10 protein-coding genes are annotated in these 16,020 nt (G+C 66.9%); all 10 read left to right on the top strand.

The features are described 5' to 3' along the window. The first annotated feature begins 3 nt into the window (after positions 1–3). The 10 genes from ACIBG5_RS16395 to ACIBG5_RS16350 all read left to right on the top strand — a co-directional run bounded on the left by ACIBG5_RS16395 (position 4) and on the right by ACIBG5_RS16350 (position 16,015). Positions 4–1,320: an MCE family protein gene (locus ACIBG5_RS16395; protein WP_396392339.1), complete on the top strand. Its 1,317-nt coding sequence runs from the start codon at positions 4–6 to the stop codon at positions 1,318–1,320. Next, entirely contained in the window at positions 1,317–2,351 is a 1,035-nt protein-coding gene (locus tag ACIBG5_RS16390; protein WP_396392338.1) for an MCE family protein, read from the top strand. The genes ACIBG5_RS16395 and ACIBG5_RS16390 overlap by 4 nt, the downstream gene beginning before the upstream one ends. Continuing rightward, positions 2,348–3,334 carry an MCE family protein gene (locus ACIBG5_RS16385; RefSeq protein ID WP_396392337.1) on the top strand — a complete coding sequence of 329 codons (987 nt, stop codon included), beginning with the start codon at positions 2,348–2,350 and terminating at the stop codon, positions 3,332–3,334. Before ACIBG5_RS16390 ends, ACIBG5_RS16385 begins: the two co-directional genes overlap by 4 nt. Next, entirely contained in the window at positions 3,334–4,518 is a 1,185-nt protein-coding gene (locus tag ACIBG5_RS16380; RefSeq protein WP_396392336.1) for an MCE family protein, read from the top strand. The genes ACIBG5_RS16385 and ACIBG5_RS16380 overlap by 1 nt, the downstream gene beginning before the upstream one ends. Continuing rightward, positions 4,515–5,741, top strand: coding sequence for an MCE family protein (locus tag ACIBG5_RS16375; RefSeq protein ID WP_396392335.1), 1,227 nt, complete (start codon positions 4,515–4,517; stop codon positions 5,739–5,741). Before ACIBG5_RS16380 ends, ACIBG5_RS16375 begins: the two co-directional genes overlap by 4 nt. Further along, on the top strand, positions 5,738–7,027 hold the full coding sequence (locus tag ACIBG5_RS16370; RefSeq protein ID WP_396392334.1) for an MCE family protein: 1,290 nt from the start codon (positions 5,738–5,740) through the stop codon (positions 7,025–7,027). Before ACIBG5_RS16375 ends, ACIBG5_RS16370 begins: the two co-directional genes overlap by 4 nt. After that, positions 7,024–7,524 carry a hypothetical protein gene (locus ACIBG5_RS16365; protein ID WP_396392333.1) on the top strand — a complete coding sequence of 167 codons (501 nt, stop codon included), beginning with the start codon at positions 7,024–7,026 and terminating at the stop codon, positions 7,522–7,524. Before ACIBG5_RS16370 ends, ACIBG5_RS16365 begins: the two co-directional genes overlap by 4 nt. Further along, complete coding sequence (locus ACIBG5_RS16360; protein ID WP_396392332.1) at positions 7,524–8,297, top strand: hypothetical protein; 774 nt, start codon at positions 7,524–7,526, stop codon at positions 8,295–8,297. Before ACIBG5_RS16365 ends, ACIBG5_RS16360 begins: the two co-directional genes overlap by 1 nt. Before the next feature lie 264 nt (positions 8,298–8,561). Then, positions 8,562–12,047: a DNA-directed RNA polymerase subunit beta gene (gene rpoB / locus ACIBG5_RS16355; protein WP_360446684.1), complete on the top strand. Its 3,486-nt coding sequence runs from the start codon at positions 8,562–8,564 to the stop codon at positions 12,045–12,047. A gap of 107 nt (positions 12,048–12,154) precedes the next feature. After that, positions 12,155–16,015, top strand: coding sequence for a DNA-directed RNA polymerase subunit beta' (locus tag ACIBG5_RS16350; RefSeq protein ID WP_396392331.1), 3,861 nt, complete (start codon positions 12,155–12,157; stop codon positions 16,013–16,015). The last annotated feature ends 5 nt before the right edge of the window (positions 16,016–16,020 follow it).

The raw sequence follows: 16,020 nt of genomic DNA, 5'->3' as shown, positions 1-16,020 counted from the left end.
GGCATGACGAGACGAGTCCTGGGGGTCGCCTTCATCGGCGTGCTGTGCTTCCTGCTCTGGTTGACGTACGCGTTCTACGCCAAGGTCTTCACCAAGACGGTCGACGTCGAGCTGAAGACCAGCCACATCGGCCTGCAGCTGAACGAGCACGCCGACGTGAAGCTGCGCGGCATCATCGTCGGCGAGGTCCGCAGTGTCTCCACCGACGGCGACGAGGCGACGGTGAACCTGGCGCTCAAGCCTGACCAGATCGGCGAGATCTCGAGCGCGGTCAGCGCCCGGATCCTGCCGAAGACGCTGTTCGGTGAGAAGTACGTCGCCCTGGTGCCGCCGGAGGGCACCGAGGGTCGCCACATCCGCGCCGGAGACGTGATCTCACGGGACAAGACCGCGGTCGGCATCGAGATCGAGAAGGTGCTGAACGACGCGTTGCCGCTCCTGCAGGCGGTCGACCCGGCCGACCTGAACGCCACGCTGAACACTCTGGCCACCGCGCTCGAGGGTCGCGGCGCCGAGCTCGGCGGCACGCTGACCCAGTTGGACGGCTACCTGAAGAAGCTGAACCCGAACGTCCCGAAGCTGATGGACGCGCTGACCAAGCTCACCCAGGTCTCCGAGCTGTACGGCGATGCCACGCCGGACCTGGTCCGGGCGCTGCGCAACCTGACCGTCACCGGCAACACGGTGGTGGAGAAGCAGGCGCAGCTGCAGAAGTTCTTCGTCGACGTGCAGGGCCTGTCCTCGACCACGAACACGTTCCTGAAGCAGAACGAGGACAAGGTGATCCGGCTCGGCGAGGTGAGCCGACCGGTGCTCGATCTGCTGGAGCGGTACTCGCCCGAGATGCCGTGCTTCCTCAAGGTGATGACCGAGACCGCCCCGAGGCTCAACGACACGTTCCGCGACGGCAGGCTGAACATCAACCTCGAGCTGATCACCAACCAGCCGACGCCGTACGCGCCGAACGAACTGCCGGCGTACAAGGACCACCGTGGGCCGACGTGTGTCGGCAAGAACTACAGCCACCCCGGTGCGAAGCCAGGCCCGTACAACCAGCAGAACCCCGCGCCGTACGTCACCGGTGACGACGGCGTGATCGGCGACCACAACAAGAACCAGCGCTTCCCGGTGAACCTGCAGCTGAACCGGGCGGTGCCCGGCTTCGACCTGGACACCGGCGGCGTCGGTACGCCGGCCGAGCAGCAGGTGATCGACTCGGTCGTCGGCCCCGCGATGGGCGTCCCGGCCACCGACGTACCCGATCTGACCACCCTCATGGTCGGCCCCCTCCTCCGGGGAGGCCAGGTGAATCTCGCATGAAATTCCTGGACAAGAAGACCTCGATCGACACCGTGCGGCTGGCGATCTTCGTGGTCGTGACGACGGTGGCGACCGCGCTGCTGGCGGTGACGATCGGGAACATCACGTTCAACGCGGCGACGAAGTACCGCGCCGTGTTCACCGACGCGGTCGGGCTGAACAAGGGTGACGACATCCGGATCGCCGGCGTGAAGGTCGGTCAGGTCGACAAGATCGCGCTGTACCAGGACACCTTGGCGATGGTGACCTTCAGCGTCGATTCCGACCAGATCCTCGACGCCTCGACGCACGCGACGCTGCGCTACCGGAACCTGGTCGGCAACCGCTACATCGCGCTCACCGACGGCGTCGGTGGTGGCGACCGGATGAAGAAGAACGCCGTCATCCCCAAGGAGCGCACGGCTCCGGCGCTGGACCTGTCGGTGCTGTTCAACGGGTTCAAGCCGCTGTTCACCGCGCTCACGCCGGCGGACGTGAACCAGTTCGCGTTCGAGGTGATCAAGGTGCTGCAGGGCGAGGGCGGCACGATCGAGTCGCTGCTGGCCAAGACGGCGTCGCTGACCACCACGCTGGCCGACGCGGACCAGGTGATCGGTGACCTGATCACCAACCTGACCTCGACACTGCAGATCGTCTCCCAGCGGCAGCAGAACTTCTCCCAGTTGCTGGTGAACCTGCAGCAGTTCATCACCGGGCTGAGTCAGGACATCAACCCGATCCTGAACTCGCTCGGTTCGATCAACTCGCTGAACGCCAAGACGGCCGGCCTGCTGCAGCAGACCCGGGTGCCGATCAAGGCGGACCTGGACAAGATCCGCGCAGTCGCCACCACCCTGGACGACACCCAGGCGATCTGGGTCAAGACGCTGCAGAACATGCCGGGGAAGCTGAACACGATGACCCGGACCGCGTCGTACGGCTCCTGGTTCAACTTCTACCTGTGCAACTTCGACGGCAACGTCACCCTGCCGACCGGGACCCGCATCCCCGTTGCCTACGACAACAACTCGGCGAGGTGCACCAAACCGTGACCCCGTTCCGTGAGCAGAACCAGGTGACCGTCGGCGTGATCGGCCTGACCGTGATCGGGCTGATCATGCTGGCCGCGTTCAAGGCGCAGGACCTGCCGCTGATCGGTGGCGGGACGAAGTACTCCGCGCAGTTCTCCGAGGCCGGTGGCCTGAAGCCGAACGACGAGATCCGGGTCGCCGGCGTCCGCGTCGGGCAGGTGCGCAAGGTCGAGCTCGAGGGCACGCATGTGCGGGTCGACTTCGTGGTGGACCAGGGCGTGAAGCTCGGTGACCAGACCGGGGCCGAGATGAAGATCAAGACCCTGCTGGGCCAGAAGTACCTGAAGCTGAACCCGGCCGGCAAGGGCGAGCTGAAGGCCGGATCCGAGATCCCGCTGGACCGGACGGTCTCGGCGTACGACGTGGTGGACGCGTTCACGGATCTCGCGAACACGACCGAGCGGATCGACACCACGCAGCTGGCCAAGGCCCTCGACACGCTGTCGGCGACGTTCAAGAACACGCCGGACGAGGTGCAGGCGTCGCTGACCGGCCTGTCTCGGCTGTCTCAGAACGTCGCCAAGCGGGACGAGCAGCTGAAGCTGCTGCTGCAGCACTCGAACGTGGTCACCAAGGTCCTTGCCGACCGCAACCAGCAGCTGATCAAGCTGCTCAAGGACGGCAACTCGGTCTTCCAGGCCGTGCAGGCCCGGCGGGCACTGATCCACCAGTTGCTGGTCTCGACGCAGAAGCTGTCCGCGCAGATCACCGCGCTGGTCCGGGAGAACCGCAAGGACCTGACACCGACGTTGCAGAAGGTCAACGCCGTACTGGCCACGCTGCTGAAGAACCAGAACGACCTGGACGCGAGCATCCGCGGCCTGGCGCCGTTCGTCAAGCTGTTCACGAACACCCTGGGCACCGGCCCGTGGTTCGACACCTACGTGCAGAACCTGGTCCCGGTGCCGGAGATCCCGTTGCCGAAGGTCGGAGGTGGCGGCTGATGAAGCTCGCGTCACTGTCCCGCCTGGTCGCGATGGCGGTCGTCCTGGTGATCGTCACGGTCACCGTCGTTTCGCTGTGGCCGAAGGCCGATCGGGTCTCCGCGACGGCGTACTTCCCGCGCGCGGTGTCGGTGTACCCCGGCTCCGACGTACGGATCCTCGGGATCAAGGTCGGCGAGGTGGAGAGCGTCACTCCCGCCGGCCGGTCGGTCCGGGTGAAGTTCTGGTGGGAGGCCGAGCACAAGGTGCCGGCCAACGCCAAGGCGGTGATCGCCGCGCCGTCGATCGTGGCCGACCGGTACCTCCAGCTCACCCCGGTGTACTCCAAGGGTGACGTGATGGCCGATGGTGCCGAGATCCCGATGGACCGGACCGCCGTACCGCTGGAGCTTGACCAGATCTACCAGAGCCTGAACGACCTGTCCGTCGCACTCGGGCCGAAGGGCGCGAACGACCAGGGCGCGCTGTCCCGGCTCCTGGACGTGTCCGCGCAGAACCTCAACGGCCAGGGCGCGAAGCTGAACCAGACCATCACGGACGTGTCCAAGCTGACCGGGACGCTGGCGAGCAACTCGCAGAGCCTGTTCTCGACCATCCGGCAGTTGCAGACCTTCGTGTCCGCGCTGGCCGCCAACGATCAACTGGTGAAGCAGTTCAACACCAACTTCGCGGCCACCTCGACCACCCTGGCCGGCGAGCGGAAGGACCTGGCCTCGTCGCTGTCGCTGCTGGCGACCGCACTCGGCGAGGTTGCGACGTTCGTGAAGGACAACCGGACGCTGGTGAAGACCACGGTCTCCGGCGCGACCGACCTGTCGCAGATCCTGGTCAAGGAGAAGGCCGCACTGGCCGAGGTCCTCGACACGGCTCCGCTCGGCCTGGGCAACCTGGCCCGGATCTACAACCCGCAGTTCGGCACGCTGGACCAGCGGATCAACCTGGCCCAGCTGGACGACCCGGCGACGTTCATCTGCTCGCTGCTGCTGCAGGCCAACCAACCGCTCTCAACCTGCTCGGCGCTGAAGCCGGTCCTCGCCGCGCTGCCGAAGCTGCCGCTGCTGAGCCAGATCACCGGCGCTCCGCCGAGCGGCGGCCCGGCGGGTACGCCGTGGGCGCCGGCGCCGGCCCCGAAGCTGTCGAGCCCGGACCCGGTCGACCCGACCCTCGGGGGGCTGGTCCGATGAGACGCCGTACGAAGATCGTCGCCGGAGTGCTCGGTCTGGCCATGGTGCTGACCGGGTGCGACTTCAGCGTGTACTCGCTGCCGCTGCCCGGTGGCGCGAAGATCAAGGGACCGTCGTACACCGTGACGGTCGAGTTCGCCGACGTACTGGACCTGGTGCCGAAGTCGTCGGTGAAGGTGGACGACGTCACCGTCGGCACGGTCGAGAAGGTCTGGCTGGACGGGTACGTCGCGAAGGTCCGGCTGAAGCTGCCGAAGAGCCTCGACCTGCCGGACAACGCGCGGGCGACGATCCGGCAGACCAGCCTGCTGGGCGAGAAGTTCGTCTCGCTCGCTCCGCCGACCGGGTCGGAGGAGCCGCGCGGGAAGCTGGACAACGGCGAGCTCATCCCGCTGTCGCGGACCACCAGCAACGTCGAGGTCGAGGAAGTCCTGTCGGCGCTGTCGCTGCTGCTGAACGGTGGCGGTGTGGCTCAGCTGCAGATCATCACCCAGGAGCTGAACAAGGCGCTGACCGGCAACGAGCCGGCCATCCGCAGCGTGCTGACCCAGCTGAACACGTTCGTCGGCACCCTGGACCAGAACAAGCAGCGGATCGTCACCGCGATCACGGCGGTCGATGCGCTCGCCAAGAAGCTGAACGCCCAGAAAGCGACGTTGGCCACCGCGATCGACTCGCTGCCGAAGTCGATCGCGACACTGGACAAGCAGCGGGCGGCCCTGGTCAAGACGTTGGAGGCCCTGGCGACGCTGGGGAACACGGCGACCCGGGTGATCACCGCGTCCCAGAAGGACCTGGTCGCTAACCTGCAGTCGCTGTACCCGATCCTGACCAAGCTGGCCCAGGCGGGGGAGGACCTGCCGAAGTCGCTCGAGCTGCTGTTCACCTACCCGTTCCCGGACGGCGCGGCCAAGGCGGTGGGCGGTGACTTCACCAACCTCGGGATCACGCTGGACGTGAACACCCAGAAGGCGCTGCAAGGCCTGCTGGGTCTCAAGCTGCCGACCGGTGGGCCCGCGTCGATCCCGTTGCCCGGGCTGAGCATCCCGCTGCACAACTCGACCAACCCGCAGGGCAACGGCCTGCCGGCGCTTCCGGTCCCGACCGGGACGGCGACGAGCTGCATCACGCTGCTCGGCCTGCCGGTCTGTACGCCGAAGCTGAACCGGCCCGGGCTCGATCCCGACCTGGCCCGGGCGCTGATGCCGGGGGTGGCGAAGTGATCACCAGAGCGGTCCGGATCCAGTTGATGGTGTTCCTGCTGATCACCGTCGTCGGTGTGGCTTTCGTGGGTGCGAAGTACGCCCAGGTGGACAAGCTGTTCTTCGACGAGGACTACACGGTCAGCGCCAGCTTCGCCGAGTCCGGCGGCATCTTCACCGGCGCCGAGGTGACGTACCGCGGCCAGCCGGTCGGCCGGGTCGGTGAACTCAAGCTGCTGTCCGACGGCGTCGAGGTGAACCTCGACATCGAGAAGAACACGAAGATCCCCAGCGACCTGCTCGCGGTCGTCGCGAACCGGTCCGCGATCGGCGAGCAGTACGTCGACCTGCAGCCGCGGCGCGACGGTGGCCCGTACCTCCGCGACAACTCCAAGATCGCCCGCGCGGACACCGCGATCCCGATCGACACCACCGAACTGCTGCTGAACCTGGACCAGCTGGTCAACTCGGTCGACAAGAAGAGCCTGCAGACCACGGTCCGCGAGCTCGGCGCGGCGCTGAAGGGCCGCGGCACCGACCTGCAGCGGATCATCGACAGCTCCGGCACGTTGATCGACGACGCGGACGCGAACATCCTGCAGACGATCAAGCTGATCAACGACGGCGACACCGTGCTGGCCACCCAGGTCGCCAGCGGCGGCGCGATCAAGACCTGGGCGAAGAATCTCGCGCTGCTGTCCGACACCCTGGTCAGCTCGGACGCGGACCTGCGCCAGGTGATCGACCAGGGCTCGCTCGCGTCGCAGCAGATCACCGGGCTGATCCAGGACAACCGGGCGGACATCGCGGTGCTGCTCGGTAACCTGCTGACGGTGAGCGAGATGACCGCGGTCCGGCTGGACGCCGTCGAGCAACTGCTGGTGGTGTACCCGGCGGTGTCGATGGGCGGGTACGTCGTACCGGCGAAGAACAGCGACGGGCACTACGACGCGCACTTCGGCCTGGTTCTCGGCTTCGACCCGCCCGCCTGCCGAGCCGGCTACGGCAGCACGGACCAGCGGGTCCCGCAGGATCTCACCAACATCCCGGCCAACAACAAGGCGGGTTGCACCGCGAAGCCGTCCACGGACGTGAACGTCCGCGGCTCGCAGAACAAGCCGAGCCCGTCGACCAGCGGCGACCGGAACCGGACCGGCTACGGCATCGGCTACGACCCGACCACCGGCGCCGCCGGCGGCTCCGGCGGCATGCCGGAGATCGTCCTCGGCTCGACCGGTGGCCAGGAAGAGCTGCTCGGCAGCGACTCCTGGAAAGCTCTCATCCTTGGACCGGTGACCGGCAAGTGACTTCTGGTAAGTCCCGGCGGGGACCTCTGATTCTGGCGTGGGCGCTGAGCGTTCTGCTCGTGGTGGCGCTGGCGGGTACGACGCTGTCGGTGATCGCACTGCAGAAGCAGCGGGCCGACGACTCGCAGCGCGACGGCGCGATGAAGGCCGCCCGGCAGTTGGCGCTGGACTTCACGACGTACGACTACAAGACCTGGGACGCCGACGCGAAGCGGGTGCTGGACGACTCCACCGGTCAGTTCAAACAGGAGTTCCAGGCCGGCACCGACTCGGTGAAGGCCGAGGTGCTGACCAACAAGGCGACCTCCAAGGGTGACGTGAAGGAGGCCGCGGTGGTCTCGAACGACAAGGACTCCGCCCAGGTGCTGGTGATCGTGAACGCGGTCGTCACCAACACCGCCTCCGCCCAGGGGGTGGAGCGCCGCTACCGGATCAAGCTGGACATGGTGCGCGACAGCGACCACTGGCTGACCGCCGACCTCCAGGTGGTGGGCTGATGCCGGACCGTTCCCGCAACCGCCCCCGGATCGCGGGCCAGCGCCGTACCCCGGGTACGACGCCCGCCGGCGACGACCTGACAACGAACGACACCGAAGCGGGCGCCGAGGGTGTGAGCCCGGCCACATCGGACCGGCCAGAGGTCACCGTCCGGGTCGCCGATGACGACGAATTGGCTACCTGGAGTGACGACGAGGCCTTCAAGCTGACCGTCCTGGACCCGGAAACGGGCGAGCCGGCCGAGCAGGACAGCTACCGGGTCGTGCAGGATCAGGTGGCCACCGGCAAGCGTGGCCTGGGCGTGGTCCTGTCCGTGGTGCTTGCGGTGGTCGTCGTACTCGTGCTGACCGTCGGGGCGGTGCTCGGGATCAAGGCGTGGCAGGGCAAGCAGGCCGAGGACGCCCGGGATCAGGCGGCCGCGGCCGGCCGGAAAGCGGCCGAGACCGCGCTCAGCTACGACTACCGCGACCTGGACAAGAGCTTCGCCGCAGCCCGGTCGACGATGACCCCGGACTTCGCCGCCAAGTTCGACGAGACCGCGAAGGTGGCCGGCGAACTGGCCACCAAGACCAAGGCGACGGTCAAGGCCGACGTCCGCGAGGTCGGGGTCCGGGACGGGAACGCAGACCGGGTCACGCTGATCATCTTCGTGAACCAGACCACCACCAGCACGATCACGAAGGGTAGTCCCCGGGTCGACCTCAACCGGACGAGGTTCACGATGGTCCGAAAGGACGGCCGATGGCTGGTCCAGGAGATCGCCGGACTGTAGTCTCTTTGTGACTCCGCACCAGGAGGGCGCCGGAGGTCTCGCGGGTGATCTACTCGCTGGAGACACCGGGTCGGTCCTTGACGGAAAGGGTGGTCCGACGGCATAGTGTTGGACCCCATTGGACAGGCTTGCCTGGATCATGTAATCTTGTGCTTTGCGCTGCCTTTAACCTCCACCCTGGTTCGGGTCTCGACTTGACTAGGGCGGTTCGGCGTGCGCTCCCAGCACCGAAGTGATTTCTGCGAGCCCGTGGAAGGACGCCCCTTGGTCGCCTCGCGCAACCCCCAGTCCGACAGCATTTCCGACGTTTCCGGCTCACCACGCCGCATCTCCTTCGCAAAGATCTCCGAACCTCTAGAGGTTCCGGATCTGCTTGCGCTGCAGGTGGACAGTTTCGACTGGCTGGTCGGCAACGAAACGTGGCAGGCCCGAGTGGCCGCCGCCGAGGCCGAGGGACGGACCGAACTGTCCGGCCCCTCCGGCCTGGAAGAGATTTTCGAGGAGATCTCCCCGATCGAGGACTTCAGCGGCACCATGTCGCTGTCGTTCCGCGACCACCGCTTCGAGCCTCCGAAGAACACGGTGGACGAGTGCAAGGAGCGGGACGTCACGTACTCCGCTCCGCTGTTCGTCACCGCCGAGTTCATGAACAACGAGACCGGCGAGATCAAGAGCCAGACCGTCTTCATGGGTGACTTCCCGCTGATGACGCGCAAGGGCACCTTCGTCATCAACGGCACCGAGCGGGTCGTCGTGTCCCAGCTCGTCCGCTCGCCCGGTGTGTACTTCGAGCGCACCCCGGACAAGACGTCGGACAAGGACATCTTCACCGCCAAGATCATCCCGTCGCGCGGCGCGTGGCTGGAGTTCGAGGTCGACAAGCGCGACATGGTCGGTGTCCGGCTGGACCGCAAGCGCAAGCAGAACGTCACCGTGCTGCTGAAGGCGCTCGGCTGGACCGACGCGCAGATCCTGGAGGAGTTCGGCGACTACGAGTCGATCCGGCTCACCCTGGAGAAGGACCACACCTCCGGGCAGGACGACGCGCTGCTGGACATCTACCGCAAGCTGCGGCCGGGTGAGCCGCCGACGCGGGAGGCCGCTCAGGCGCTGCTGGACAACTACTACTTCAACGGCAAGCGCTACGACCTGGCCAAGGTCGGCCGGTACAAGATCAACAAGAAGCTCGGCCGGGACGAGACGCACGACACCGCGGTGCTGACGATCAACGACATCGTCGCCACGATCAAGTACCTGGTGGCGCTGCACGAGGGCAAGACCGAGCTGCCCGCCCCGACCGGCGAGATCGTGGTCGAGGAAGACGACATCGACCACTTCGGCAACCGCCGGCTGCGTACCGTCGGTGAGCTGATCCAGAACCAGCTGCGCACCGGCCTGGCCCGGATGGAGCGCGTGGTCCGGGAGCGGATGACGACCCAGGACGTCGAGGCGATCACGCCGCAGACCCTGATCAACATCCGTCCGGTGGTGGCGGCGCTGAAGGAGTTCTTCGGCACCTCCCAGCTGTCGCAGTTCATGGACCAGACCAACCCGATCGCGGGCCTGACCCACAAGCGCCGGCTGAACGCACTCGGCCCGGGTGGTCTGAGCCGCGAGCGGGCCGGCTTCGAGGTCCGCGACGTACACCCGTCCCACTACGGCCGGATGTGCCCGATCGAGACTCCGGAAGGCCCGAACATCGGCCTGATCGGTTCGCTCGCGTCGTACGGCCGGGTGAACCCGTTCGGCTTCGTCGAGACGCCGTACCGCAAGGTCGTGTCCGGTCAGGTCACCGACCAGGTGGACTACCTGACCGCGGACGAGGAGGACCGGTTCGTCATCGCGCAGGCGAACGCCGCGCTGACCGACGACGACCGGCTCGCCGAGGACCGCGTGCTGGTTCGCCGGCGGCACGGTGAGGTCGAGCTCGCCCTGGTCGAGGACGTGGACTACATGGACGTCTCGCCGCGCCAGATGGTGTCGGTGGCGACCGCGATGATCCCGTTCCTCGAGCACGACGACGCCAACCGCGCGCTGATGGGCTCCAACATGCAGCGCCAGGCGGTGCCGCTGATCACGGCCGACGCTCCGCTGGTCGGCACCGGTATGGAGTACCGCGGTGCGGTCGACGCCGGTGACGTGGTCGTGGCCGACAAGGCCGGTGTGGTCAAGGAGGTCTCGGCCGACCTGATCGAGATCGCCGCCGACGACGGCACGTACCAGACCTACCGGCTGGCGAAGTTCCGCCGGTCGAACCAGGGCACCTGCATCAACCAGCGCCCGCTGGTCGACGCGGGGCAGCGTGTCGAGGTGAACTCCCCGCTCGCCGACGGTCCGTGCACCGACGAGGGCGAGATGGCGCTCGGCCGGAACATGCTGGTCGCGTTCATGCCGTGGGAGGGTCACAACTACGAGGACGCGATCATCCTGTCCCAGCGCGTCGTGCAGCAGGACCTGCTGACCTCGATCCACATCGAGGAGCACGAGGTCGACGCTCGCGACACCAAGCTGGGCCCGGAGGAGATCACCCGGGACATCCCGAACGTCTCCGACGAGATGCTGGCCGACCTGGACGAGCGAGGCATCATCCGGATCGGCGCCGAGGTCACCACCGGTGACATCCTGGTCGGCAAGGTCACCCCCAAGGGCGAGACCGAGCTGACCCCGGAGGAGCGGCTGCTGCGCGCGATCTTCGGCGAGAAGGCCCGTGAGGTCCGCGACACCTCGCTGAAGGTGCCGCACGGCGAGGAGGGCACCGTCATCGGTGTCCGCGTCTTCGACCGTGACAACGGCGACGAGCTGCCGCCGGGCGTCAACCAGCTGGTCCGGGTGTACGTCGCCCAGAAGCGGAAGATCTCGGTCGGCGACAAGCTGGCCGGCCGTCACGGCAACAAGGGCGTCATCTCCAAGATCCTTCCGGTCGAGGACATGCCGTTCCTCGAGGACGGCACCCAGGTCGACATCATCCTGAACCCGCTGGGCGTGCCCGGCCGGATGAACGTCGGTCAGGTGCTCGAGACCCACCTCGGCTGGATCGCCAGCCGCGGCTGGGAGATCGACCCGGAGAACCAGGAGGAGTGGGCGCAGCGGCTGATCAAGATCGGCGCCGGCTCGGCTGCTCCGATGACGAACGTCGCCACCCCGGTGTTCGACGGCGCCAAGGAGGAGGAGGTCACCGGCCTGCTCAGCTCGACGCTGCCGAACCGTGACGGCGTCCGGATGGTCGACGGATCGGGCAAGGCCCGGCTGTTCGACGGCCGTTCGGGTGAGCCGTTCCCGGAGCCGGTCGGTGTCGGCTACATGTACATGCTGAAGCTGCACCACCTGGTCGACGACAAGATCCACGCACGGTCGACCGGTCCGTACTCGATGATCACCCAGCAGCCGCTGGGCGGTAAGGCGCAGTTCGGTGGTCAGCGGTTCGGCGAGATGGAGGTGTGGGCCTTGGAGGCCTACGGTGCCGCCTTCGCGCTGCAGGAACTGCTGACGATCAAGTCCGACGATGTCGTCGGGCGGGTCAAGGTGTACGAGGCGATCGTCAAGGGCGAGAACATTCCGGAGCCGGGTATCCCGGAGTCCTTCAAGGTTCTGGTCAAGGAAATGCAGTCCCTGTGTCTGAACGTGGAGGTGCTCTCGTCCGACGGAAGCCGGGTCGAGATGCGCGACAGCGAGGAGGACGTCTTCCGTGCCGCGGAGGAACTGGGCATCGACCTGTCCCGGCGGGAGCCGAACAGCGTCGAGGAGGTCTGAGCGGGGTGCCGCTTGAGATCAGCACACAACTCACTCAGACCAAACCCCTCGGGGGTCTGGGGGTCGCCCCCCAGATGGCAACAGCAACTATCGGGAGATAACACATCGTGCTCGACGTGAACTTCTTCGACGAGCTTCGGATCGGCCTGGCCACCGCGGATGAGATCCGTCAGTGGTCGCACGGCGAGGTCAAGAAGCCCGAGACGATCAACTACCGGACGCTCAAGCCCGAGCGTGACGGCCTTTTCTGCGAGAAGATCTTCGGTCCCACCCGGGACTGGGAGTGCTACTGCGGCAAGTACAAGCGCGTTCGCTTCAAGGGCATCATCTGCGAGCGGTGTGGCGTCGAGGTCACCCGCTCCAAGGTGCGCCGTGAGCGGATGGGCCACATCGAGCTGGCCGCGCCGGTCACCCACATCTGGTACTTCAAGGGTGTCCCGTCGCGACTCGGCTACCTGCTCGACCTCGCCCCGAAGGACCTGGAGAAGGTCATCTACTTCGCGGCGTACATGATCACCGACGTCGACGACGAGTCGCGGCACCGCGACCTGTCGTCGTTGGAGGGCCGGACCGACGTCGAGCGCAAGCAGCTCGAGAACCGGCGCGACAACGACATCGAGACGCGGATGAAGAAGCTCGAGGAGGACCTGGCGCAGCTCGAGGCCGAGGGCGCCAAGGCCGACGTACGCCGCAAGGTCAAGGAAGGCGCCGAGCGTGAGGTCAAGCAGCTGCGCGACCGTGCGCAGCGCGAGATCGACCGCCTCGACGAGGTCTGGACCCGGTTCAAGAACCTGAAGGTCCAGGACCTGGAGGGCGACGAGATCCTCTACCGCGCCATGAAGGAGCGGTTCGGCAAGTACTTCGAGGGCGCCATGGGTGCCGCCGCGATCCAGCGCCGGCTGGAGACCTTCGACCTGAAGGCCGAGGCGGACAACCTGCGCGAGACGATCAAGACCGGTAAGGGCCAGCGCAAGACCCGCGCCCTGAAGCGGCTCAAGGTCGTGACCGCGTTCCTGGCCACCAACAACAGCCCGATGGGCATGGTGCTCGACTGCGTGCCGGTGATCCCGCCGGACCTGCGGCCGATGGTCCAGCTCGACGGTGGCCGGTTCGCCACCTCGGACCTGAACGACCTGTACCGCCGGGTGATCAACCGGAACAACCGGCTCAAGCGACTGCTCGACCTGGGCGCGCCGGAGATCATCGTCAACAACGAGAAGCGGATGCTGCAGGAGGCCGTCGACGCACTGTTCGACAACGGCCGTCGTGGCCGTCCGGTCACCGGCCCGGGCAACCGGCCGCTGAAGTCGCTGTCCGACATGCTCAAGGGCAAGCAGGGCCGCTTCCGTCAGAACCTGCTCGGCAAGCGGGTCGACTACTCGGGCCGCTCCGTCATCGTCGTCGGTCCGCAGCTGAAGCTGCACCAGTGCGGTCTGCCGAAGGCGATGGCGCTGGAGCTGTTCAAGCCGTTCGTGATGAAGCGGCTGGTCGACCTCAACCACGCGCAGAACATCAAGTCCGCCAAGCGGATGGTCGAGCGCCAGCGCGCCCAGGTCTGGGACGTGCTGGAAGAGGTCATCACCGAGCACCCGGTACTGCTGAACCGTGCGCCTACGCTGCACCGGCTCGGCATCCAGGCGTTCGAGCCGCAGCTGATCGAGGGCAAGGCGATCCAGATTCACCCGCTCGTGTGCTCCGCGTTCAACGCGGACTTCGACGGTGACCAGATGGCGGTGCACCTGCCGCTGTCGGCCGAGGCTCAGGCCGAGGCGCGGATCCTGATGCTGTCGACCAACAACATCCTGAAGCCGGCCGACGGCCGTCCGGTCACGATGCCGACGCAGGACATGATCATCGGCATCTACTTCCTGACCATGCTGAAGGAAGGCGCTCTGGGTGAGGGCCGGGCGTTCAGCTCGGTGGCCGAGGCACTGATGGCGTTCGACCGCAACGAGCTGTCGCTGCAGGCCAAGATCACGCTGCGTCTGGACGAGTCCGGCGTACCTGCCGGTGCGACCGAGCGGGCCGAGGGCGGGTTCTCCCTGGAGACCACGCTGGGCCGGGCGCTGTTCAACGAGGCGCTGCCGACGGACTACCCGTTCGTCGACGTCGAGGTCGGCAAGAAGCAGCTGGGCGGGATCGTCAACGACCTGGCCGAGCGGTACTCCAAGGTCGAGGTCGCCAACGCCCTCGACGCGCTGAAGGACCTCGGTTTCCGCTGGGCCACCCGGTCCGGTGTGACCGTGTCGATCGACGACTTCAGCACGCCGCCGTCCAAGCCGGAGATCATGGCCCGGTACGAGTCGCAGGCCGAGAAGGTCCAGAAGCAGTTCGAGCGGGGTCTGATCACCTCGTCCGAGCGGCGCCAGGAGCTGATCGAGATCTGGACCGGCGCCAACGCCGAGGTCGGCAAGGCGATGGAGGAGAACTTCGAGAAGGCCAACCCGATCTGGATGATGGTCCACTCGGGTGCCCGAGGCAACATGATGCAGATCCGGCAGATCGCCGGTATGCGTGGCCTGGTGGCCAACCCGAAGGGTGAGATCATCGCCCGGCCGATCAAGTCCAACTTCCGTGAGGGCCTGTCGGTGGTCGAGTACTTCATCGCCACCCACGGTGCCCGGAAGGGTCTCGCGGACACCGCGCTGCGGACCGCCGACTCGGGGTACCTGACCCGTCGTCTGGTGGACGTCTCGCAGGACGTGATCATCCGCGAGGAGGACTGCGGCACCGAGCGGGGCCTGCCGAAGAAGATCGGCGAGCCCGGTCCGGACGGCAAGGTCGTGCACGCCGAGAACGTCGAGACCAGCGCGTACGCACGGACGCTGGCCACCGACGTGTCCGACGCGAGCGGCAAGGTCGTGCTGACGGCCGGCAGCGATCTGGGCGACGTCTCGATCGCGAAGCTGGTCGAGGCCGGGATCGAGGAGGTCAAGGTCCGCTCCGTGCTGACCTGTGACGCCAAGACCGGTACCTGCGCGAAGTGCTACGGCCGTTCGCTGGCGACCGGCAAGCCGGTCGACATCGGCGAGGCGGTCGGCATCATCGCGGCCCAGTCCATCGGTGAGCCGGGGACGCAGCTGACGATGCGGACCTTCCACACCGGTGGTGTCGCGGGTGATGACATCACCCACGGTCTGCCGCGTGTGGTCGAGCTCTTCGAGGCCCGCCAGCCCAAGGGCAAGGCGCCGATCTCGGAGGCCGCCGGCCGGATCTCGATCGAGGACACCGACAAGACCCGGAAGCTGGTGCTCACCCCGGACGACGGTTCCGAGGAGGTCGCCTACCCGGTGTCGAAGCGTGGCCGCCTGCTGATCGAAGAGGGTCAGCACGTCGAGGTCGGTCAGCAGCTGACGCAGGGTACGCCGGACCCGCAGGAGGTTCTGCGGATCCTGGGTGTCCGCAAGGCGCAGGAGCACCTGGTGGACGAGGTCCAGGAGGTGTACCGGTCGCAGGGTGTGGCCATCCACGACAAGCACATCGAGATCATCGTCCGGCAGATGCTGCGCCGGGTCACGGTGATCGAGTCGGGCGACGCCCAGCTGCTGCCGGGTGAGCTCGCGGACCGGATCATGTTCGAGGCGGAGAACCGCCGCGTGGTCGCCGAGGGCGGTACGCCGGCCTCGGGACGTCCGGTGCTGATGGGTATCACCAAGGCCTCGCTGGCCACCGAGTCGTGGCTGTCGGCCGCCTCCTTCCAGGAGACGACCCGCGTCCTCACCGAGGCCGCGATCCACGGCAAGTCCGACTCGCTGGTCGGTCTGAAGGAGAACGTCATCATCGGCAAGCTGATCCCGGCCGGTACGGGCATGGACCGGTACCGCAACATCCGGGTGGAGCCCACCGAGGAGGCGAAGGCCGCGATGTACTCGATGGTCGGCTACGAGTCGTACGACTACGACTTCGGCCCGTCCACCGGTCAGTCGGTCCCGCTCGACGACTTCGACCTCGGTTCCTACCAGAACTGAGCCGA

This window comes from Kribbella sp. NPDC050241 (assembly GCF_044459685.1).
Taxonomy (GTDB): domain Bacteria; phylum Actinomycetota; class Actinomycetes; order Propionibacteriales; family Kribbellaceae; genus Kribbella.
This window is presented reverse-complemented; position numbering and strand designations above follow the sequence as displayed.

Bases quoted from the DNA above. Each gene is read 5' to 3' on its own strand.
- ACIBG5_RS16395 (WP_396392339.1), top strand. From the start codon at position 4: ATGACGAGACGAGTCCTGGGGGTCGCCTTCATCGGCGTGCTGTGCTTC.
- ACIBG5_RS16390 (WP_396392338.1), top strand. From the start codon at position 1,317: ATGAAATTCCTGGACAAGAAGACCTCGATCGACACCGTGCGGCTGGCG.
- ACIBG5_RS16380 (WP_396392336.1), top strand. From the start codon at position 3,334: ATGAAGCTCGCGTCACTGTCCCGCCTGGTCGCGATGGCGGTCGTCCTG.
- ACIBG5_RS16375 (WP_396392335.1), top strand. From the start codon at position 4,515: ATGAGACGCCGTACGAAGATCGTCGCCGGAGTGCTCGGTCTGGCCATG.
- ACIBG5_RS16360 (WP_396392332.1), top strand. From the start codon at position 7,524: ATGCCGGACCGTTCCCGCAACCGCCCCCGGATCGCGGGCCAGCGCCGT.